This window comes from Sphingomonas sp. DMC8 (assembly GCF_056314185.1).
On the sequence record NZ_JBQUYV010000003.1, the window covers coordinates 63128 to 83345 of the forward strand.

A 20218-nucleotide genomic window follows, 5' to 3' on the forward strand; every position below is an offset into this window, starting at 1 on the left:
TCATGCAACAGCGGCGGGCAGCGATATTTCTGGCGGGATGCAGCCTTTGGGTGCTTCCTGCGGCGGCGTTTGCGCAGACGGTGCCATCAGCACCGCAAAGCGATGCGAGCGACCCCGAGGTCGTCGTACTCGGCTCGCGCATCCCGCGCATTCAGAAGGAAGGTCCGGCACCGGTGACGACGATCACCGCCGACGACATCCTGCGCAACGGCTATCAGAGCGTGCCCGATGTACTGCGCGCGATCACCCAGAATGGCGGCGAGACGCAGAGCCAGCAGAGCTTCGCCGGCGCCGACTTCACCCCCGGCGCCCAGCAGGTCGATCTGCGCGGGCTGGGGCCCAATCACACGCTGGTGCTGGTGAACGGTCGCCGGATCGCCGACTTCCCCCTGCCCTTCAACGGCAACAGCAACTTCACCGACATCTCGAATATTCCCGTAGGCCTGATCGAGCGGATCGAGGTGCTGAGCGGCAGCGCCTCGGCCATCTATGGCTCGGATGCGATTTCGGGCGTCGTCAATTTCCAGCTCAAGTCGAAGCCGGACGGCACCCGGATCGACTATCGCTTCGGTGATACCGAACATGGCGGCGGATCATCGCACCGGCTGAGCGTCACCACCGGCTGGGAGACGGGCGGCTTTCACGGCGTGGTCGGCGTCGAACTGCTCGATCAGCGGCCGCTCTGGCAATACCAGCGGCGCAATCAGGATTCGACCACCGACGATCCTACCGGCCCGGCGCTCGCCCGGCGCACCTTTCTGCGCGCCGACGAATATCTCTACTATATCGACCCCGGCAAGGCGACCTGCGACGCGCTATCCTCGCTCAACGGTGGTTCGACCTATTATGCCTCGCGCCCCCGCCGCGACACGATCAGCGGCGACGGCCATTTCTGCGGCAGCAACACCTCGGTTGCCTATGGCACGATGATTTCGGAGCGTCAGTCAATCAGCGGCTATGGCGCGCTCGGCTACACAATCAGCGACCATGCCGAGCTGTTCCTCGACGTGCAGGTGAGCCGATCGAACCTCAAGCTGTTCCGCGACGTGCTGAGCTGGAACTATATCGCGCCGAACGGCAATGAAGAGGGCACCTTCTACAACCCCAAATATCTGTCACCCGGCCAGACCGACAGCGGCGCCCAGCTCGACAACTGGACCCGCCAGTTCACCCCCGAGGAAATGGGCGGACTGGACCAGGGGCTGACGCGCAACCGGTCGACCAGCTACGATGTCACGCCGGGCATCAAGGGCCGGTTCGGGGATAGCTGGAGCTACGAGGTCAACGTCAATCACGCCGAATACAGCGCGCGCGTCGCTTTCCCGCACGTCGTCATTTCCAAGGCGAACGACTTCTTCCTCGGGCCGCAGGTGGGCGTTGACCCGTCCTCGGGCTATCCTGAGTTCGATGCCGATCCCGCCCGACTGTACAAGCCGCTGACCCCGGCGGAATATCGCTCGATTACCGCGACCTCGGTCTATCACCCGAAAAGCTGGGTCAACAATGTCGCCGCGACGGTGAGCACCACCGATCTGTTCCGGCTGCCCGGCGGCACGGCGGGCCTCGCGATCGCGGCCGAGGCAGGCAACCAGGGCTATGACCTGCAGCCGGATCCGCTGGCGCTGACCCAATATTATGTCGGCCTGATCGATTCGGACGGCAAGGGAACCCGCCGCCACTGGGGTCTGGGCGGCGAACTGCGCCTGCCTGCCTTGTCGTTCCTCGAAATCGACGCTGCCGGCCGCTACGATCATTATGCCTTTGCCGGCAATGGGTTCGGCCGCTTCACCTATAATCTCGGCGCAATCGTGCGGCCGACCAGCAAGCTGATGCTGCGCGCCGCCTATGGCACCGGCTTCCGCGCGCCCGACCTCAACTATGTGTTCCGCGGCCCCGGGAACACCCATCCTTCGGCCACGGACTATTATCTCTGCCGCACCGATCCCGGCCAGCCGAGCGACATCACCGATTGCAGCTATGCCGACGAAGGCATCGTCTCGCGTCGCACCGGCAACCGCAAGCTCCGCCCGGAAACCTCCACCTCGGTCAACGCCGGGGTGGTGTGGCAGCCCTCGCGCCATTTCGACGTCTCGGCCGATTATTTCCGCGTCGCAATGAAGAACCAGGTGCTCGACATGAACATCGACACGCTGCTGCGCGACGAGGCCGATTGCCGGATCGGCAAGACGGTGGCGGGCACTTCGGTCGACATCACCTCGCCCACCTGCGTCGATGCGCTCGCCCGCGTCCAGCGTTACGTCGGCGGCGCGCTCGACGGACAATTGCAAAGCGTCGCGATCAACCCGATCAACGTCGCCGAGGAAACGACCGACGGCATCGACATCGCTGCGCATGTCCGGGTGCCGACCGCGGCGCTAGGCAGCTTCGCGCTGAGCACCAGCTACACTTATGTGTTCACGCACCGTATCCGCCAGTATCCGGGCGATCCGGTGATCAGCAAGCTGGCCTATGACAGCGGCTACGACATCCCCCGCGACAAGGGCACCGCGAGCCTCACCTGGGATCTGGGCAAATTCTCGACCACTCTTACCGGCCAGCGGCTGGGCGAACTGCCCAACTACGCCCAGACGGGACGGATCAAGGCGAGCTATCTGTTCAATCTTTCCGCACAGTATAGCCTCACCGATCGCATCCGGTTGTCGGGGACGATCAACAACCTGTTCGATCAGGCCCCGATCAAGGACCGCACCTACGGCTCCTACCCCTATTATGACATCTCGTGGTTCGACGGGGTCGGACGCAGCTTCTACGTGCAACTCACCTACAAGCTCGGCGGGGCGCGGCTGTGATCGGGCGGGGTCTGCTGGTCGCCGCACTGGCGCTCGCGGCGATGCCGGTGAAAGCGCAGCAGCTTTCCACCTCTGAGGCGGTGATCGCCCGTACGGTCGATGCCGAATATGAACGCTCGGTATCGCTGCTCCAGCGGCTGGTGGATCAGAACAGTGGCACGCTCAACCTCGAAGGCGTGACCAGGATAGGCGCGATGATGCGCGCCGAGCTGGAGCCCCTCGGCTTCACGGTTACCTGGAAGCCGATGGCGGAAGTGCACCGCGCCGGCCATCTGATTGCCGAGCATCGGGGCAGCCCGGGCGGCAAGCGCATCCTGTTGATCGGCCATCTTGATACCGTCTTCGAGCCGAGCTCGCCCTTCCAGAAATTCGTGCGTACCGGCGACAAGGCGCAAGGCCCCGGGGCCGGCGACGACAAGGGCGGCATGGTGGTGATCGTTGCCGCACTGCGCGCGATGCAGGCCGCCGGCACGCTCAAGAACGCGAATATCGAGATCGTGCTGACAGGCGACGAGGAAGATGCCGGCACCCCGCAAACGCTGTCCCGCGCCGACCTGATCGCGGCGGGCAGACGCGCGGATGTGGCACTCGATTTCGAGGGGCTGGTGATCGAGGATGGCCGCGACATGGGATCGATCGCGCGCCGCTCGGTCACCGACTGGCGAATCACAGCGACCGGAAAAACCGGCCATAGTTCGCTAATTTTCACGCCCGAGTTCGGCGATGGCGCGACCAACGAGCTGGTACGAATCCTGGCGCGCTTCCGCGAGGAGCTGCCCGAGCCCAATCTCACCTTCAATGCGGGCATCGTCGCCGGCGGCGCGCGTGCGCAGATCGACGATAGCGGCGTGGCGACGGCCGCAGGCAAGACGAACATCATTCCGGCAACGGCGATCGCCGCCGGTGACTTCCGAACGCTCAGCGTCGAGCAGACCGCGCGGGTACGGGCGAAGATGGAAGCGATCGTTGCCGCCCATGCGCCCGGCACCGATGCGAAGATCGAGTTCGGTGAAGGCTATCCCGCCATGGCGCCGACCGCGGGCAACAGGGCGCTGCTGGCGGCACTGAACGGCGTCAATCGCGATCTCGGTCTTGCAGAAATGCCCGCGCTCGATCCGCTGAAGCGCGGAGCCGGCGACATTTCGTTCGTGGCACATGATGTCGACAGCCTGGCAGGGCTCGGCACTTACAGCACCGGCGACCATGCCCCGGGCGAGACGGTCGACCTTGCCAGCATCCGCCGCCAGGCCAAACGCGCCGCCATTCTCATCACCCGCCTGAGTGCCCCGCCCCGCAACTGACGTTGATGCCGACCCGCACGGCATCGGCCGCGCGAAACCTCTCTCGTGAACGGCCTGCGCGACGCGCCTGGCAAGGGCAATTTCAAGAGCGGATGCGGGCGCTCAGCGTTTCGGCAGCAGCGCCTCTAGTCCCGTAAGAACCGGTTGCACCATTCCCGATCCGAGCGCGTCGGCATAGGCGGCAGCCGCTGTCGGCGTCCATAGTCCGCTATTGCCGAGTTCGCGGGTCGCCACATCCTCGCTGATGATCCGCCAGTCGAACATCACGTTGCCGATTGCGTTGCCGAAGGCGTCGGTCATCGGCGCCGACTGGAAAACATGTCTCGCGTCGGGCGCACCGATCGGGACCTGGCCGACCAGCGTGGCGACGGGCGCGTCGTCGATTGCGACAGCGAAGGCGAGCTGCTCGAGCGCTTGATCCGGGCGCATCGCGACGTGCACGACCTGATCGAAATAGTGGTGGAAACGCGTGTTGGTCCGGCCGCGCCGATCCCACATTCGGGTGTCGAGCGTCGCTTCCCCGCCGCTCGCACGGAGCTCCAGACGGACCAGCGTGTCCGCCGGGATCGGCGTGGACGGCGTCAAGGCGAGATCGAAGATGGTGATCGACAAGACACTGCCGCCCAGGGTCTGACAGTCGCGCCAGCCGAGCGCGACTGAGGCGGCGAGCCGCGCGCCGATCGTCGCCATTGCCGAATCGAACAATGTCGCGACCGCACTCGCCGGGCCGGGCGGAAGCGCCGAAAGGGCAGCGAAGATCCTTTCGATCCGCGTCGCAACCGGCGAGGATGGCGGCGCCGGACTGGGAAACGCAGGCGTAGCAGCGAGCGCGGCATCGAGTGCGCGCGTATAGAGTCCCGCCCCGAACTGCTGGATCGTGGCGACGACGTCTTCCGCACGCTCCGTAATCAGGGGCGCGCCGCCAGCGAGCATCCCCTCGAACAGTGCGACCGCGGCGACGGCCCAGGCGTCGTCCGCGCCGAAGACGGGGAATTCAGGCGCAACCAGATAGAAGACCCCATCCTTTCCGGCCCAGAATTCCTGGGCTCCTCCGGGACTGAGGTTGACATCGTACAGCGGCGTATCGTCTGCGTCCGGTGGCAAGGCGGCGGCGCCCGCCACCTTGACCGCGCTCGCAGCACCGCCGCCGATCCGACCGAGCACGGTCGCCCCCTCCGCAAGCGTGCCGATGCCTTCCGGCGCCAGGCTGGGCAGCTGCCAGCCCAGCCAAACGGGATCGATGGCCAGCACTGCCGGTCTGGCCTCACCGGCATTCTCGGCGACGCCGTTCACGAACGGATGCGTTGCGGTGAAAACGGGGCCACCATCGTTCAGCCGGTAAAGCGTCCGCCCCGCCCGCGGCGGGCGCGGAATATAGCCGACCGTCGCGACGCCGCTGCGCGTCGCGACGGTCTGCCCCGGGCGCAGATCGGCGAGGCGGATCGGCGTGCCGTCGCCGGCCAGTATTTCGGTATCACCGGTGAAGCAGGAACCGGACGGCGGCTGGCGAAAACGATTGCCCGGCTGGCTGTTGGCGGTGAACTCGTAGCAGTTGCCATTGGGCATCTGGGCGGGCACGCCGCCGCCGAAATTCGGCAGATAGGTCGTCTTCTGGATCGCTGCCGCAGCAGCGTCGCGAATGTCGTTCTGGTCGACCGAACGCTTGTTGCGCAACTGCTCGGAATAGCTACGCCAGGCATTGGCCTTCACCACATCCGGCAAAGGCAGACCGGCGGCGAGCAGCTCGTTGGCGAGTGCGTCCACCTCCGCGTCCGAAGCGCCGAGGATCATATATTTGGCGTATTGATTGAACACTTCCCAGTCCGGGCTGGTCCATTGCCCCGCCTGATACCAGAGCTGACGGCTCTGTACGTTCTGCAGCAGCGAATCGTGGAACTTACGTTTGGCGGTTGCGGGATCGAGCCGGCGCACGATGTCGGAAACGGGGGAGAAGGTCGCGTTCAGCATACCGGCATAGGCGCGCGCGCATCGGGTGCGGATTGCGCCGTTGCGGCTGGCAATATCGGCATTGATGCTGTCGACAAGCATCTGCCCACGGATCGACGAAGCCATGTCGGCGATCGCCTGGCAGAGCACCGCGATCGAAAAGTCACTCCACCAATTGTCGTCGAGCCCCAGACTGTCGAGAAGTGGCAGCAGCGGCGATGCCTGATAGCCCGGATAGAAGATGCTCAGGAAGCTCGGCCCCGTTCCGATCAGCTGCGAGTAATTGCCTGGCAACCGGCCCATAAGCTTGTTTACGAACAGGCCGTGCAAGCGATCGCCTGTGCTGTAGTCCGGCAGCACGTTGACCAAGTCCTCGATCAGCGGATCGGGGTTGCCGAGGAGCGCCACCCGCGGGGTGGCGGGAGTTAGCAATCGCATGTCGCGGCCTCCACAGGAAGATCGGGCAGGAAAGGCCAGCGCCGGCCGAACTGGTCCGGCGCCGGTGCCGCGTCAGGCGCGAGCGAAGCCCTTCTGCACCATCGGACCGTTGACGAAATCGGTAATGGGGTCCGGCGGCGGTGGCGGCGGATCGATCCAGTTCCAGATCAGCTGGACGAGCACCACGATAATGCCGACGGCGGCCACCGCCAACCCGACCGGGCCGGCCCAGGCGAAGCTGAACAGCTCCAGCCCGATAAAGACCAGATCGGCGAGGGCGAAAAAGGTGTTGAGCGCTTCGAAGACAATATCGCGGATGACGCCCGAGCGGATCGCATCCGCCAGCATGAAGGAGGACAGGACCAGCCCGACCACCGCCATTGCTGGTCCGATCCGTTTCGCCATGAACTCGGTTGCGTTTTCCCCGAAGATCGCGACGAAGGCCTTGCCCATCTTGCCTTCGGGGACGATCTTGCCGCCTTGCTTGAACCACGTTGCAATGTCGCCCGCGAAGGTTCGAAAGGCGCCACCCTGACCAGCGCGCGAGAAATTCTCGAGGAAGCGGCCGACGCCCAGCGAAAACATCTTCTGGGCGCCTTTGACCAGCAAGGCCATCGCGAGAATGCCCATACTGACGTCCGCGACAATCTGCCGCGGCGTCAAGGGCTTTTCCGCACTGTCGGCGATGGAGTAGATCAGGAAGGCGGCGCTGGCCCCATAGAACATGGTCTGGAGTATCCCGCCAACCTTGCCCTTGCGCGACAGGTCTGACCAGGCCTGGTACTGCTGCCCTTGCAGCTGATCGCCAACCAGCCTTTGCAACTCGCCATCCTGGGCCAGCTGCTGCAACGGTCTGGTGCCATGCTTGTTCTGCCAGATGGTGATCGCGTCGGCGATGCCGGTCACCAGCGACTGAATATGATCGGCGGTCTGGATAAGCGTGCGGATCTGCTCCTGAATCTCCTCGGCGGCGTGGCGCTGCGCTTCATCCATGATGGCAGGGTCGGTCGTGCCGTCCCGGGCGTTTTGCAGCGTCGCCTCAAGAAAGGGTCGCAAATCCTCAGACCATTGCGACTTTGAATAATTGACCCCGATCAGCGCAGCATAGGCGATGGTAAGGAAGCGTTCGCCGAAATCGCGATGGGGCGCCAGCACCTGAAGCTTGACATACCATTCGTACATGCGCTGCCGGACATTGTCGAACATCTTGCTTGCAACCTGGATTTGCCAGGTCTGGATCCGTTCGGGTGCGCACAGCCAGTTGAAATAGGCCTCGGCCCACCGCTCGGGATCATCCTTGAGGAAGGGGCGCATCGCCGCGACACCGTCGCGATATCCCTCGATGTAGAGCGCGCTGCTGACGTCCTGGTAGCTCGGGCCTTCTTTGGTGGTCTTGCCCATTTCCTCCCACGCGGTCTTCAGCGCGTCGGGCTTAATCCGCTTGATCAAATCCTTGTAATGTTCATCGCGGGAGAAATTGTCATAGAGCATCTGTCCGGTGCTGAGCACCGAATTGGACGAGAAGAACAGCTTCTTCTCGTCGAAGATCCGCTGAACGCCGTCGGGCACGGAGAAACCATGGCCGTAAATGCCTTCAATCCACTTCTGCTCAAGACCGTTCGCGAGGCAACGGCTGAAATAGCCACCGCACGTCGTCTGCGCGTAATCGACGGTGATTTGCTTGCCGTCCTCGCCGGTCACGATCTCGATCGAGGAGATGTTGTCCAGTTCCTGCAGCCGCGTGGGGTCCGGTTCGGCTGCAACCGCCGAGCGAATGACCCGTCGCGCCACTGCCGTCGCGGCAAAAAGCGGCGTCCGCTCCGCCAGCTGGGCCGGGGCGAGCGAGCCGCGCCATTGGAACGACGTATCCGCGTCATCGGCATAGGTGCCGAGGAACGAATGGCTACCGGAGGAGAGCACGATCAGAAACTGGTTCTGCGCGAAGGGCGGGTTGAGGAAATCGGGCGGCATTTCGAGCGTCGTCTCGCCCTTGCGCCGATCAACCTTGGTTACCCGCACGCGATCGCTGACATCGGTGGCGCCGAGAAAGTAGAGGACCTGCAGCTCGCCATCCTGCCACTCGGTCTTGATGGTAAAATTGTCCCAATCGACCCAGGGTGCGGCGGGCTGGTCGGCTGGCTGGCGCTGCGTGTGGTACACCGATTCGATCGCGGCCCCGCGGATCGAGATCGGGTCGGAAGTGCCGGTCGACATCGAACCGACAAAGCCGTGACCGCACTCGGTGAGATCGAGACGCGCGCTAAAACTTCCATCGCTCTGCCGGCCGCGTAGCACGAGCGCGTGGCTCGCGCCCTGATAGCCGATCGCGTCGATCAACTCGCCGCCGAGCGTCGCGCCCTCACTGGTGACTACGAGCTGCTGAAAAGGGCGCCATGTCTCCCCATCCAGCCGCTCGACTGCATAGACGCGTCGATGGGCTGCACGGCAATCCACCAAATCGTGTTTCACCACTGCCAGTTTCATTGCTTATCCCTCCGCAAGCAATATCAACATCTCCAGAAGAAAAAACTCCTGAAAGCACCACTTCTCATCACCAATTTAAATAATACTGAAAATTAACAAATTCATCGCCAGATAAAATATTAGTTTTCGACTGATTGCTACAAATTATACAATCTAATTTCATCGAAACAAGAATAAATCTCACGAACAATTTATAATACATTCAACGAAAATTACAGCACAACCTCGACATATTGCACGCGATCACAGTGCGAGTGCTTGCAACTTTCGCTGCGCCTGAACCGTACAGCCGCCATCCCCCGCCGAACCGGCTTCGGAGAAAAAAACCGCGCTCGACTCGCGGTTGACGACAATGTGCTGGACCGGCGACCTCTCCGTCGAAACCGCCCCTGTCCGACGCCACGGCGAGCAACGGACCGCGCGCCGACTCCGGAAGCACGAAGCCAGTGGGAAGCGGCCAGCCATTTGCCACACAGAACTTCAAACAAACGCCAATTCAAAAGAATGCATATAATCACATGTGCAACGAACCCCTCCTCAGGCAAAATATCCCAGAAACGGCAGAATCACGAAATAAATCTCAACCGAATTGGCGGCAACCTCCTTGCAAAATTTCCATTCTTATAAGACATTATCCACGTTGACTATCCAAGACATAGGAGATCACCATGTCGGAAAGCAAAGCACCCGCAAAAATCGTCGAAGTTCATTCCGATGACTCAATAAAGGCGGCCAAGGACGCCCATCGCGCGGACCTTTTCGTCAAAACAGGCCTGACAGGTAATCGCCGCTTCCTCGTCAGCGTCGAGCACGAGGGTGCAAAGCCGACACTGATTGCGCTTCACCTGTAAGCGATGTCGGAAGTGGCCCATATGATCCGCCCTCGGTTTCGAGGGCGGATCGTTGCCGAAGCCGACGCGATTCTCGTTGATGACGACGGACGCAAGTTCGCCGCCGGAGACATCGGCGCGCCGGGTTTGGTCGAATTGATCGGCCAGATGGACGGCACGCTTTCGATCGAAGAGCTCGAGACAGGTCTCGCGCCAGAGCTCCGTTCGCTTTGCGGCGCTATCGTTGCCGAGCTCGACGACGCCGACCTGATCGACGATAGCGCGACACCGGACGTTATCCCGGCGCTGGAGTTTCTGATCGAGCTTGAAGAGCTCGTAGATCACCTCAGCGCATCGATGATAGACCACAATCCCTTCTGGCAGGCCTGCCTTGATGCGCGTGGTCCGGGCGACATGCCGTTACACGTCGTGCACGGAATGGTGATCGAAAACTGGCAGTTCCTCGTCCGCGAGAGCTATTTCGACGCGCCCGTCTTGTCGTACGTGCCCAATCGCTCGGTTCGCCTCGCGCTGAACGCGTTTTTCGCCGAAGAATATGGCCATGACGAGATACTGCTTCGCGCGCTTGAGACGCTTGGCCTGACCCGAGCAGATCTCGCCGACTCCATTCCGCTGCCGCAGACGCTGGGCCTCTGCAATGCGCTGGCGTTCTGGTCACTGACCGACCCGATATTCTTCTTCACAACACTCGGTCTGCTCGAAGGTCAGGGAATGAAAACCGACTCCTTCATCGACGCCTGCGAGCGCATGAAGATCGATCCGGCTTTCGTGCATCCGCTCCGCCTTCATTCGAACATCAACATCGATGCCGATCATGGCAGCCTGACCCGAACCATTTTCGCGAGCCTGGGCTTTGTAGACCGTGCAACCCGCCAGCGGCTACGCGCGCAAACGCATCTGTTCGTCGAACTTTATGACGCATTCTATCGGGGCGTATGGGACCATTATTCGCGTGCGCCCGCGCTTCTCCGGCGTGTGTCGGATCTCTAGCGTGGAGAGGGTCTCCCTTGTAGCCCCCCGCCTGCGGACGTCGGTGCAGGTCGATCTGGCGCTGGATCACGCGGTCTTCCGTGGCGCGTCCGGGATCCACACGCTGCGGTTTCCTGTCGACGGACGTCCCGCCATGGCGCGCTTGATCAGCGATCTTCGTCGCGGCGGCGCATCGATATCAGCGCTTTCCGAGGAACATGACGAGATCGACGAACTTGCCGGGCTGCTCGAGCAGCTCGATAATCTCCATCTGTTGACGGAAAGTGCGTTCGCCCTGCCCGAAGGCGTGATCTCCGGTGCGCAGCTGAACCGGGACATTCGGCGCATGGTCCGCCGGCTACACGAGCGACTTTCCTCCTCGCGATTCCACAGCGCATTGGTCGATGGAACCGCCACCCGCCGTCAACTCGTCGGCTACGCACTCGAATATTACTGGCTTGTCCGCGCGGCCCCGGCGCTCGTTGCACCTTCGCTGGCAACCGCCACCAGCCCGGCAATGCGCGCAGCATTGCAGGCGTTTTTAGTGTCTGAACTCGATCACGACCGATTTCTCCTGAAGGCGCTTCGCGCCGTTGGCGTCGCTGCCAGCCTGGAAGGGCTCCAGCCGCTTCCGACAACCTTCCAGATCTGCGCCTCGCTCGGTGCCTATGCACAGCAGCATCCGCTTAGCTTCCAGGCCGCCCTCTTCCTCTTCGAACAGCCCCAGCCCGCGTTCATCGAGGCGTTTGAGATGCGATGTGTCGCCCTCGGCCTGGCGGAGGATTTTTACCTGCCGCTCCGCCAGCACTCCGGGGTCAACGAGGATGCCGATCACGGGAGCATTTCGATGCAGCTCCTCGGGCTGGTGCCTGCGGTATCGGCAGAAGAGCGCGTCGTGGTCTTGCGCAACGTTTCGGTGCTGGCGGAGACCATGCTCCTGCAGGAGCACGAGATCCTGACCTATTATGGGGAGCCGTCGAACCGGTCCCCACGCGTGTTTGACTAGCCCATGGACGCTTGGAAAACCGCCAGATATCGTCGGCCGCGGCTGGCGCCCGATGTCGAGGTCCGCACATCGGGCGACTTCGTCGAGTTGCTGCGCGCGGATGAATGCAGGACCATCGGCGTTGACTCCGCCGCTGCTGCGAGCGCGATCGCGTCGGATCTCGAAGCGCTGCGGGATCCCGCCGACGAACGATGGGCGCGGATGGGCGCGCAAGGCGAAGGCAGCTGGCGAGCGCTCATCGAACATCTCGACGCCTGGGCATTTATTGATGATGCCGACGACGACCCGGCCCCCTATCTGCATCGGTGGCATGGGGAGGCCGTGGAATGTGCTACCGCTGCAATTGCGCATGTCCGGCGGCTAACGGGTCGAGGGAGGGACTCCGCGGTCGCAGGGGCGGCGCAGGATTGGCTCGAGCGCATCGACCGCGACGGCGACGAGGCGGTCGATGCCTGGCACGACGAGAGGTTCCATCGTGCCGTGGCGCGTCTGAGCATGGCACGCCTTCGGACCAGCCACCCCGCTGCGTTTGAGGTCGCGATAAACGTTCTGCGCGAACTTGCCGGCATGCGTCCGCGCGCCGTTTCGGCGCCGGCCCACGGGATCGCTGGCTACTCGCTCGCCGAAATGCGCGCGCATGTGAGCGCAATCGCAACCCTGTTGGTGCACAGCCTCGGGCCTGATGAGATGCGTCGCTGCAAGCCGACGCGCGCACAAGCGCCACTCTCGGGTACAGCCTTCGCCAAACTGACCGAACGATCGATGCGCAGCCATGCCGATACGCTGGGCAGCGGCGCCTTTGCGCAGGCATGGTCCAATCTCGCTGCCGCGGACGCGCCGCTCGCGATTGGCTGCCACGTCGAGGAATATCATGTCACGCGGCGTTTCGTGGAGATGATCACGCCGCTGATGGCTGCAGACCTCGACGCCCCCTTACGCGCCCTGATCTACCGCTATTTCGCGGAGGAAGTTGGCCACGAAAGCTTCGAACGGGCGACCTGTGCGGCCTTCGGAGTCGCGGGAGCGTCTCTGGATGCGGCGTGTCCGCTGCCACTGCATCTGATCTTTGTCGATGTCTTCACGATGCTCTCGCGGCGCGGACCCATCGGATTCCTAGCCGCTGTCGCCATTACCGAGGGGATGCTCGGGGAGACCTCTCCGCTAAACGAGCGCGTCGACGCGCTGATGCCCGAGGATGCAGAAGTCCGTTCCATCTATCGCCAGCACGAAACCCTTAACCTAGGCCTCAATCACGCCAGCATTCCCCGATTGGCTCTCGCGCTCATTCCGGCGATCGATGTTGCCGAGCAGCAGCAGGCCCTGGATGCGCTGGCCTTAGTCTTCGAATTAAACTTCAGGGCATGGGAGGCACTGTTGGACTTCTACGGAAGCCAGACGGAGCTCCGGCTGCCGCAAGCGTTCGATTTCGCACTCGCTTGCCGACACAACGCGCCCGAACTGGCGTGATCGACCGCACGAGAGAGATACTCGACCTTCACGCGCGCGTGGCAAACCCCGGCTGGGCGGAAATTCTGAAAGCAGTTGGTCTGCCCGTCGATGGATTTCGCGCGCACGGAAGCTGGCTGAAACGAGATGACGGCACGGGCCTGCTCGACATGGTCGCAGGCTTTGGCGCTGCGGCTCTGGGTCATAATCCGCCGAGGCTGATCACCGCGCTTCATGACGCTTTGGAGCTGGGGACACCCATGATCGCGCCGCTCAGTGTCATCCCCGAAGCGGGCGAGCTGGCCGCGCGGTTACTCGCGCTGGCCGGTGGCCATCTCACAAAAGTCCAGTTCGGCAGCACCGGTGCCGAGGCGATTGACACTGGTCTGAAATTGGCAGCCGCTCAAACCCGGCGCCGCAGATTTCTTCGGGTGCGCGGCGGTTTCCATGGTCTTTCGGTTGGCGCGACGTCGCTTGCCGGATCAGACTGGTGGCGCGCACCTTTCCCTGACATCTGGGTCGGCGCCGCAGAAATCGCGCCCGAGGATCTCGATGGCCTCGAAGCGAACCTCCAGTCCCGAGAGATCGCGGCGCTCGTCCTCGAAATCGTCCCTGGCTCGGATGCGGGCAATGGCTGGTCGCGCGGCGCGCTGAAACGCGCCGCCGAACTTTGTCGAACCTTTGGCACATTGCTCGTCATCGACGAGGTGCAGACGGGGCTGGGACGAACGGGCAGCTGGTTTGCGTTTCACGCCGGAGGCCCCGGTTTCCAACCTGATATCGTGTTAGTTTCCAAAGCGCTCACAGGGGGCACGGTGCCGCTATCCGCCGTCCTTATGTCGGAGGAAGTATTCGCCGCCACCTATGGTCGGCCCGGCCATGCCAAAATCCACGGAAGCACGTTCGCCGGCAATCGCCTTGCCATGACCTGCGGCCTGACGATGCTCGACATGATCAACGACGATGGGCTCATCGATCGCGCCACAAGAATCGGTGAACGAATCATCGAGGGAATCGCGCGCGCAACCCCGGAACGCCCGGTCCGCGTCTATGGGCGAGGGTGTCTTCTCGCGATGGAGATGGGCCAGGATCCCCAAATCGCCAACGGCAAATGCGTGGACCTGATCCGAAGCGGCATATTGGTGACGGGCGTGGCGCACGCGCCGTGCTCGATCCGCGTGACACCTCCCCTCAACCTGTCCGATGAGGATGCGGATCTCTTTGTCGAATCCGTGGCGGCCGTGCTCGCCTGAGATGAGCATTCGACATTCCCGCCCGGTGCGACCCTCGCCAGGCGGCCACCGAGAGGGAATGGAGAGCGGCTTCGACCGCAATTGCTTCCGAACCGGTGGTATCGCCGTAAGCGCGGTCTGCAGGCCGCAGGTTATGCGGCTTGGGCGGTTGGCTGATCAGCTGGCCGATTCCAGTTCCACGGGAGGAGTTCATCCCAGCGGCTTGCGGGCCAGTCATCGGCGATCCTGGCAATGACGTCGGCGATATAGGCCTGCGGGTCGACACCGTTGGCCTTGCAGGTCTGGATGACGGTGTAGATGGCGGCGGCGCGTTCACCGCCCACGCGCGAGCCGGCGAACAGCCAGTTGCGGCGGCCGATGGCGACGCCGCGTAGCGCGCGTTCGGCGATGTTGTTGTCGATCTCCAGCCGGCCGTCGTCGAGGAAGCGCGACAGTGCCGGCCAGCGCTTGGTGCCATACGCAATCGCCTTCGCCATGTCGGATTTGGGCGACAGGCGGCGCAGCGCGGTGTCGAGCACTTCGTGCAAGGCGCCGACCAGCGGTTTGGTGCGTTCCTGCCGTGCCCGGTGCCGGATATCTGGTGGCTGGCCGCGCACTTCCGCCTCCACGGCATAGAGCGCGCCGATCCGCTCGAGGATGTCGATGGTCAGCGGCGTGGGCGTGCGTTCGTGCAAGTCGAAGATCTTGCGCCTGAAATGCGCCCAGCAGGCCACCTCGGTCACACCACGCCGGTAAAGCCCGTCATAGCCGGCATAGGCATCGGCCTGGAGGAATCCGCGAAAGCCGGCGAGATGCGCCAGCGGGTGCGCGGCGGTGCGGTCCGGCGTGAAGCGATACCAGGTCGCGCGCGGCGCCGTGCTGCCCGAGGCCTGGTCGTCGGCCGCGTACACCCATAGCCGCCCGGTTGCGGTCTTGCCGCGGCCGGGGTCGAGCACCGGCACCGGGGTGTCGTCGGCGTGGATCTTGTCGGCGTGCAGGACTTCGTCGCGGATGCGGGCGACGACCGGATCGAGCAACGCAGTGGCCTGTCCGGCTCAGCCGGCCAGCGTCGAGCGATCGATGTCGAGCCCCTGCGCTGCCATCATCTCCGCCTGACGGTACAGCGGCAGATGGTGCTCGAACTTCGACACCACGACATGCGCGAGCGTGGCGAAGCTGGCCTTGCCGCGCGCGATTGCGCTGGCCGGCGCAGGCGCCTGGACGATCTTTTCGCAGACCCGGCAGCTATATTTTGGGCGGACGTTGCGCACCACCCGCCAACGCACCGGCACCACGTCGAGCATCTCATGCGCATCCATGCCCAGCCGGCGCAGCACGCCGCCGCAATCCGGGCAGGTGCAGGCGCCCGAGGCAGGTTCGTGGACGACCTCTTCGCGCGGCAGGTGCGCCGGCAGGCTGCGGACCGGTGCCGGCCGCGCCGTCGCCTCCGATGGGCTATCCTCTACCGGCGCCGCGTCGCGCTCGGCTTCCAGCTCTTCCAGCGCCAGTTCGAGCTGCTCGATCTCGCGCCCCAGCTTCTCGGACGAGGCCCCGAACTGCATCCGCCGCAGCCGGGCGATCTGCCCGCGCAAGCTGTCGATGAGCAGATCGCGGGCGGCAAGCGCGGCATTGGCCCGGGCCAGCAACGCCTCCAGCGCGGCGATCCGCGCGGTGGCATCAGCAGGGGAAACGGGCGCTTCCGACACCCGGATTTACTAGCAGATCGCGGGGGCTCAGGCGAGAAAAAGCGACGCAAAACCGCACGTTTCAGCCCGCCAGCGTCGGCGTGCAGGTGCGCTCCGGGCGACGCCAGTCGATGCCCTCCAGCAGCATCGACAATTGCGCGGGCGTCAGCACCACCGTGCCACTCGCCGTCACCGGCCAGACGAAACGGCCCCGGTCGAGCCGCTTCGAAAACAGGCACAGGCCTTGCCCGTCGAACCACAGCAGCTTGACCAGATGCCCGCGCTTGCCCCGAAATGCGAACAGCGCGCCCGAATGCGGGTTTTCCGCCAACACCTGCTGCACCAGCACCGCCAGCCCGTCGAAGCCCTTGCGCATATCTGTCACGCCGCACGCCAGATATACCCGCGTCGGCAACGGCGCCGGGTTCACCGCAGCACCGATAACACCCGTGCCAGCGCACCCGCATCCACCCCACCGTCGACACTGATCCGAACACCGCCGGGCAGCTCGATATCGATGCGCCCAGACGAACACGGCACCGGCGGCGACGCCGGCACTGCCGGCTCGGCGAGCCGAACCTCGGCGAACACCGGCAGCGAAGGCGCAGCCCCGGCCAGCCTGCCTTCGCGCAGTTGCTTGCGCCACGTGTAGATCAGGCTGCTCGACACCTCGCGCCGGGCGATGACCTCGCAGACCCTGGCGCCAGGCCGGAACGCCTCGGCGAGAATCTCCAGCTTCTCCGCGTCAGACCATCGCCGCCGGCCAGACAAACGGCCCACGACCTCCATGCGACCAGTCATACGAGTGCTCGTATGACTGGTCGTAGACCTCGAAACTTCCTGCACCACCACCGCCCTCGTCAAAGGCGGCAAGCATCCCGGCTATCGACGATGCCGCAAGGCGGCCTGCTGAACACGCTTACGTATCGCCCGGTTCCGCCGCTGATGGGCCTCGGCATTATCCCTCTGGTGTGATCGATACAGCGCCGTCGGCGCTCGGGGCTCAGTAGTTTCCCCTGGCGGCCTCCTGCAGGATCAGCTTGTCGAGCGTCTGGTCCGATACCGCCTGTCGAAGCCGGGCGTTCTCCCGCTCCAGCTCCTTCATCCGCCGCGCCTGATCCATCTTCAGGCCGCCATACTCCTTGCGCCAACGGTAGTAGCTCTGTTCGGTGACGCCGATCCGGCAACAGGCATCCGCAACCGTCCGACTGAGTAGCCCCTAGTTTTCTAGACGCCTTCCGCCTTCAAAAGCTGCTGCCGTTCGAACTGGACGGGCGACAGCATCCCGTTTGCGGCACGGCGTTGGTCAAGTTGGTGTAGCTGTCGAGATAGTTGCCGAACGCGAAAAGGCTCCAGCGATCGTCGGACCAGCCCGCGCGGCCGCGCAGACGCAGATCGACCGGGTTGCCAAGCTGATCGACCACATTGGTTGCGGGGGCGGTCGCGGTAAGCGCCTGGTCGATATGGAAGATATAGGCGCCGGTCAGACCAAGATCCGCCTTGCCCCCGAGAAGGTCGAAGCCATAGCCGAGATCGAGATCGAGGCCGCTTTGCTTTACGGTCGAGAGGTTTTGCAGCCGCGCGTCGATCAGCAGCGAAATCTGGCCGGGTGCAAGATTGAACGGATTCACGAAGACTGGCGACGCATAATAGCCCTGGATCGTCGCGAGCGACGGATGGGCATCGATGATGCCGGCATAGGTCGTGCGATTGACGAGGAAATTGAACAGGTTCGCCGCTGGCGATGCGATCCGGTCGCGGTAACGGATATCATAATAGGTGAGACTGAGGTGCAGGCCAGGGATCGACGGCGGCCGCACATCGACACCCAGCGTCCAGCTGGTGGCACGCTCGGGCCGCAGGTCCGGATCGTTGCCACGCAGGACCAGCACGTTGGTCTGGCCGGTCGGCGACGCAGGGTCGGGCAAAATATAGGTGAAGTAGAGCGAATTGGCCGGATCCTGGCGCATATTGTTGAAGCTGGGCGCACGGAACGACTTGCCCCAGGTGCCGCGCACCGTCAGCCCCGCAACCGGCTCCCAGGCGAACCCGAATTTGGGATTGGTGGTGCTTCCGAAGTCGCTGTAATGCTCGGTCCGCACTGCCGCCGACAGATCGAGCCGGCGGATTGCCGGCAGCGTGAACGCCTCCCCGAACACCGGGACGTGCATTTCACCATAAAGCGCGCCGACGCGGCGCGGTCCGGGCAAGGCGATCGGTGCGAGAGTCACAGGTATCAACGTATTTACGTCGCTGATCGTCGCGGCAGCCGCATAGCGTTCCTCGCGATATTCGCCGCCCAGGGCCAGCCGGATGTCGCCGCCGGGAAGCGTGACGAGCGGGCCATCGGCCCGGAGGGCTGCGGACCACACCGTCCCGCGGTCGCCCGAGCGGGTGGAACCGCGAACCTTGGCGATCGTCGCAGGGTTGGTCGAGGGGCCATCGCCGAACAGATTATAGGCAGTCGCCGGATCGGTGTCGGCGAGCGCGGCATTGAGCCGGGCGGTGTTCACCCGGTTGGAGATGGTGGTGCGCTCGGTCTGCCGCCCCCAAGTGCCGTGCAGGTCGAACTTCCAGCGCTCCAGATCGGCATCCATGCCAAGGCTGGTGCCATAGGCTTCGACACGGCCGCTGGTCGTCTCCGGACCAAGGTCGCGCACGAAGCTATACTCTACCCGCACCGGCTGCCCGGTCCCGATCGGGTCGACATAGAAGGGATTGGTGACCGGCACGGTGCGGGCGGCATTGCTGATCGGCCGGTCGCGCTGGCTGAAGCTGCGTGAGGAATAGAGGCCACGGACATATAGGCGGACATGGGGCGTGAGCTCCTGGCTGGCTGCGGCAAAGAGCGAGTGCCGCTGCTGGTCAGGGAGCAGGTCGGCCTCGGACCAGTCGTTGCCGAGATTGACCGTGCCCGCCACAAGATCACCCGGCGCGAGAGCGCGGCCATTCTGACCGCGCGGGATCGCGAAGCTCTGGCCATTTGCGGCGAGGATCGTGCCCGGGTTCGCGTAGGGCGTTCGGTTGTCGGTGCCGCCATAGGCGCGCAGGTCATCGGTGGCATAGGCCCGGTCGGCCGCAGCCAATCGGGTGCGATGATAATATTCATAGGCGAGCATTGCCTGCCCGCCCGACCAGCGTGTCCCGAGAAGCTGGCTAGCGACGACATCCTGGGAGTCACCGCCCGCCGTGCCGATCCGGAACCGGGTTTCAGCCCCAGTGAAATCGAGCCGCGGCACAAGGTTCACGACGCCCGCAACCGCGTCCGATCCGTAAATGGCCGAGGCACCATCGGCGACGATCTCGATCCGCTCGATCGCGGATGCGGGAATCATAGAAATGTCGCTGAACACACCCGAAAAGCCGCCGAGCGGCGGCCTGTCGCCGTTCAGCAGCACGAGCGTCGAGCCGGTGCCGAGGCCGCGCAGGTTAATGCTCGAACCGGCAGCGGTGTTGAAACCGGAATCGCCGTTGAACGAACCGGCGCCCGCGCCTTCGTTGGGCGATCCGCCGAAATTCTGGGGAATGGTCTGGGCGATATCCTGTGTGGTGGCGTATCCGCTGCGCTCGATCGCGCGCCGGTCGATCACGGTCACGATCGAACCCACCGGACCAGACCCGCGAATGCGCGTGCCGGTAACGATGATCTCGCCGGACGGCGCATCCTGATGCACCGAGGCGCCCGCGCCGGGCACAGCACGCTCGACCAGCAGGCCGTCGCCTACGCGGCGCACAGCCAGCCCCGAACCCGCGAGGAGCATGTCGACAACTTCGCGAACGGTATAGGCACCATGCACCGCTGGTCCGTGTCTGTCTCGAAGCAGGTCCGCAGGTGCGGCGATGCTTTGACCGGATTGGAGAGACACCTCGCGCAGCGATTGCGCGAGCGACTGGGCAGGAAAATCGTAAGTCTGTCGCTGCACCTGCGCGAGCGCGACAGGGATCAGCGACACAGACAGCGTTACGGCGGAAACGGACAGAGCAAGTGCGACCTTCGAAACCCTCGGCATTCGTATCTCCCCTTCACGCATGCCATCGCGGCAATGCTT

12 protein-coding genes and 2 pseudogenes are annotated in these 20218 nt (G+C 63.9%); 7 read left to right on the plus strand and 7 right to left on the minus strand.

All coding sequences use genetic code 11. From position 1 onward, the window contains the following. Positions 1 to 2 precede the first annotated feature (2 nt). Together ACT53K_RS07930 and ACT53K_RS07935 are read left to right on the plus strand one after the other, a co-directional pair. Positions 3 to 2810 carry a TonB-dependent receptor plug domain-containing protein gene (locus tag ACT53K_RS07930; RefSeq protein ID WP_476228061.1) on the plus strand — a complete coding sequence of 936 codons (2808 nt, stop codon included), beginning with the start codon at positions 3 to 5 and terminating at the stop codon, positions 2808 to 2810. Between the two features lie 41 nt (positions 2811 to 2851). Continuing rightward, complete coding sequence (locus ACT53K_RS07935) at positions 2852 to 4111, plus strand: M20/M25/M40 family metallo-hydrolase (protein WP_476228357.1); 1260 nt, start codon at positions 2852 to 2854, stop codon at positions 4109 to 4111. Positions 4112 to 4213: 102 nt separating this feature from the next. On the opposite strand, the gene ACT53K_RS07940 is transcribed toward ACT53K_RS07935, so the two are convergent. Beyond that, a complete protein-coding gene (locus ACT53K_RS07940) occupies positions 4214 to 6496 on the minus strand; it encodes a Hint domain-containing protein (RefSeq protein WP_476228062.1) in 2283 nt (760 codons plus the stop codon). 72 nt (positions 6497 to 6568) lie between these two features. After that, a complete protein-coding gene (locus tag ACT53K_RS07945; protein WP_476228063.1) occupies positions 6569 to 8980 on the minus strand; it encodes a hypothetical protein in 2412 nt (803 codons plus the stop codon). A gap of 668 nt (positions 8981 to 9648) precedes the next feature. Here ACT53K_RS07945 and ACT53K_RS07950 point away from each other — a divergent pair. From ACT53K_RS07950 to ACT53K_RS07970, 5 genes are read left to right on the plus strand one after another with little or no spacing between them, the layout of a single operon-like run. Beyond that, entirely contained in the window at positions 9649 to 9831 is a 183-nt protein-coding gene (locus ACT53K_RS07950) for a hypothetical protein (protein WP_476228064.1), read from the plus strand. Between the two features lie 21 nt (positions 9832 to 9852). Beyond that, a complete protein-coding gene (locus tag ACT53K_RS07955) occupies positions 9853 to 10821 on the plus strand; it encodes an iron-containing redox enzyme family protein (protein ID WP_476228358.1) in 969 nt (322 codons plus the stop codon). Positions 10822 to 10864: 43 nt separating this feature from the next. Then, the gene (locus ACT53K_RS07960; RefSeq protein WP_476228065.1) at positions 10865 to 11806 is read left to right on the plus strand and encodes a hypothetical protein; all 942 of its coding nucleotides are present in this window, start codon (positions 10865 to 10867) and stop codon (positions 11804 to 11806) included. A gap of 3 nt (positions 11807 to 11809) precedes the next feature. Beyond that, entirely contained in the window at positions 11810 to 13273 is a 1464-nt protein-coding gene (locus tag ACT53K_RS07965; RefSeq protein WP_476228066.1) for a hypothetical protein, read from the plus strand. Next, complete coding sequence (locus ACT53K_RS07970) at positions 13270 to 14505, plus strand: aminotransferase class III-fold pyridoxal phosphate-dependent enzyme (protein WP_476228067.1); 1236 nt, start codon at positions 13270 to 13272, stop codon at positions 14503 to 14505. The genes ACT53K_RS07965 and ACT53K_RS07970 overlap by 4 nt, the downstream gene beginning before the upstream one ends. A gap of 131 nt (positions 14506 to 14636) precedes the next feature. Here ACT53K_RS07970 and tnpC read toward each other — a convergent pair. The 5 genes and pseudogenes from tnpC to ACT53K_RS07995 form a co-directional block, all read right to left on the minus strand. Then, positions 14637 to 16190 (minus strand): annotated as a pseudogene (gene tnpC, locus ACT53K_RS07975) (IS66 family transposase). Positions 16191 to 16251: 61 nt separating this feature from the next. Then, positions 16252 to 16599, minus strand: a complete 348-nt coding sequence (gene tnpB / locus ACT53K_RS07980) for an IS66 family insertion sequence element accessory protein TnpB (RefSeq protein ID WP_476228068.1) — start codon at positions 16597 to 16599, stop codon at positions 16252 to 16254. Further along, positions 16596 to 16970 (minus strand): IS66-like element accessory protein TnpA, encoded by a 375-nt coding sequence (gene tnpA, locus ACT53K_RS07985; protein ID WP_476228069.1) that lies wholly within the window; start codon positions 16968 to 16970, stop codon positions 16596 to 16598. Before tnpA ends, tnpB begins: the two co-directional genes overlap by 4 nt. A gap of 163 nt (positions 16971 to 17133) precedes the next feature. Continuing rightward, positions 17134 to 17373: pseudogene (locus ACT53K_RS07990) on the minus strand (transposase); the annotation flags it as partial. 40 nt (positions 17374 to 17413) lie between these two features. Then, entirely contained in the window at positions 17414 to 20179 is a 2766-nt protein-coding gene (locus ACT53K_RS07995; protein ID WP_476228070.1) for a TonB-dependent receptor domain-containing protein, read from the minus strand. Positions 20180 to 20218 lie beyond the last annotated feature (39 nt).

What these genes read in the sequence shown, in the direction of transcription:
- ACT53K_RS07930 (WP_476228061.1), top strand. Translation starts at nt 3, where the DNA reads ATGCAACAGCGGCGGGCAGCGATATTTCTGGCGGGATGCAGCCTTTGG.
- ACT53K_RS07935 (WP_476228357.1), top strand. Translation starts at nt 2,852, where the DNA reads ATGCCGGTGAAAGCGCAGCAGCTTTCCACCTCTGAGGCGGTGATCGCC.
- ACT53K_RS07940 (WP_476228062.1), bottom strand. Translation starts at nt 6,496, where the DNA reads ATGCGATTGCTAACTCCCGCCACCCCGCGGGTGGCGCTCCTCGGCAAC.
- ACT53K_RS07945 (WP_476228063.1), bottom strand. Translation starts at nt 8,980, where the DNA reads ATGAAACTGGCAGTGGTGAAACACGATTTGGTGGATTGCCGTGCAGCC.
- ACT53K_RS07950 (WP_476228064.1), top strand. Translation starts at nt 9,649, where the DNA reads ATGTCGGAAAGCAAAGCACCCGCAAAAATCGTCGAAGTTCATTCCGAT.
- ACT53K_RS07955 (WP_476228358.1), top strand. Translation starts at nt 9,853, where the DNA reads ATGATCCGCCCTCGGTTTCGAGGGCGGATCGTTGCCGAAGCCGACGCG.
- ACT53K_RS07965 (WP_476228066.1), top strand. Translation starts at nt 11,810, where the DNA reads ATGGACGCTTGGAAAACCGCCAGATATCGTCGGCCGCGGCTGGCGCCC.
- tnpA (WP_476228069.1), bottom strand. Translation starts at nt 16,970, where the DNA reads ATGACTGGTCGCATGGAGGTCGTGGGCCGTTTGTCTGGCCGGCGGCGA.
- ACT53K_RS07995 (WP_476228070.1), bottom strand. Translation starts at nt 20,179, where the DNA reads ATGCCGAGGGTTTCGAAGGTCGCACTTGCTCTGTCCGTTTCCGCCGTA.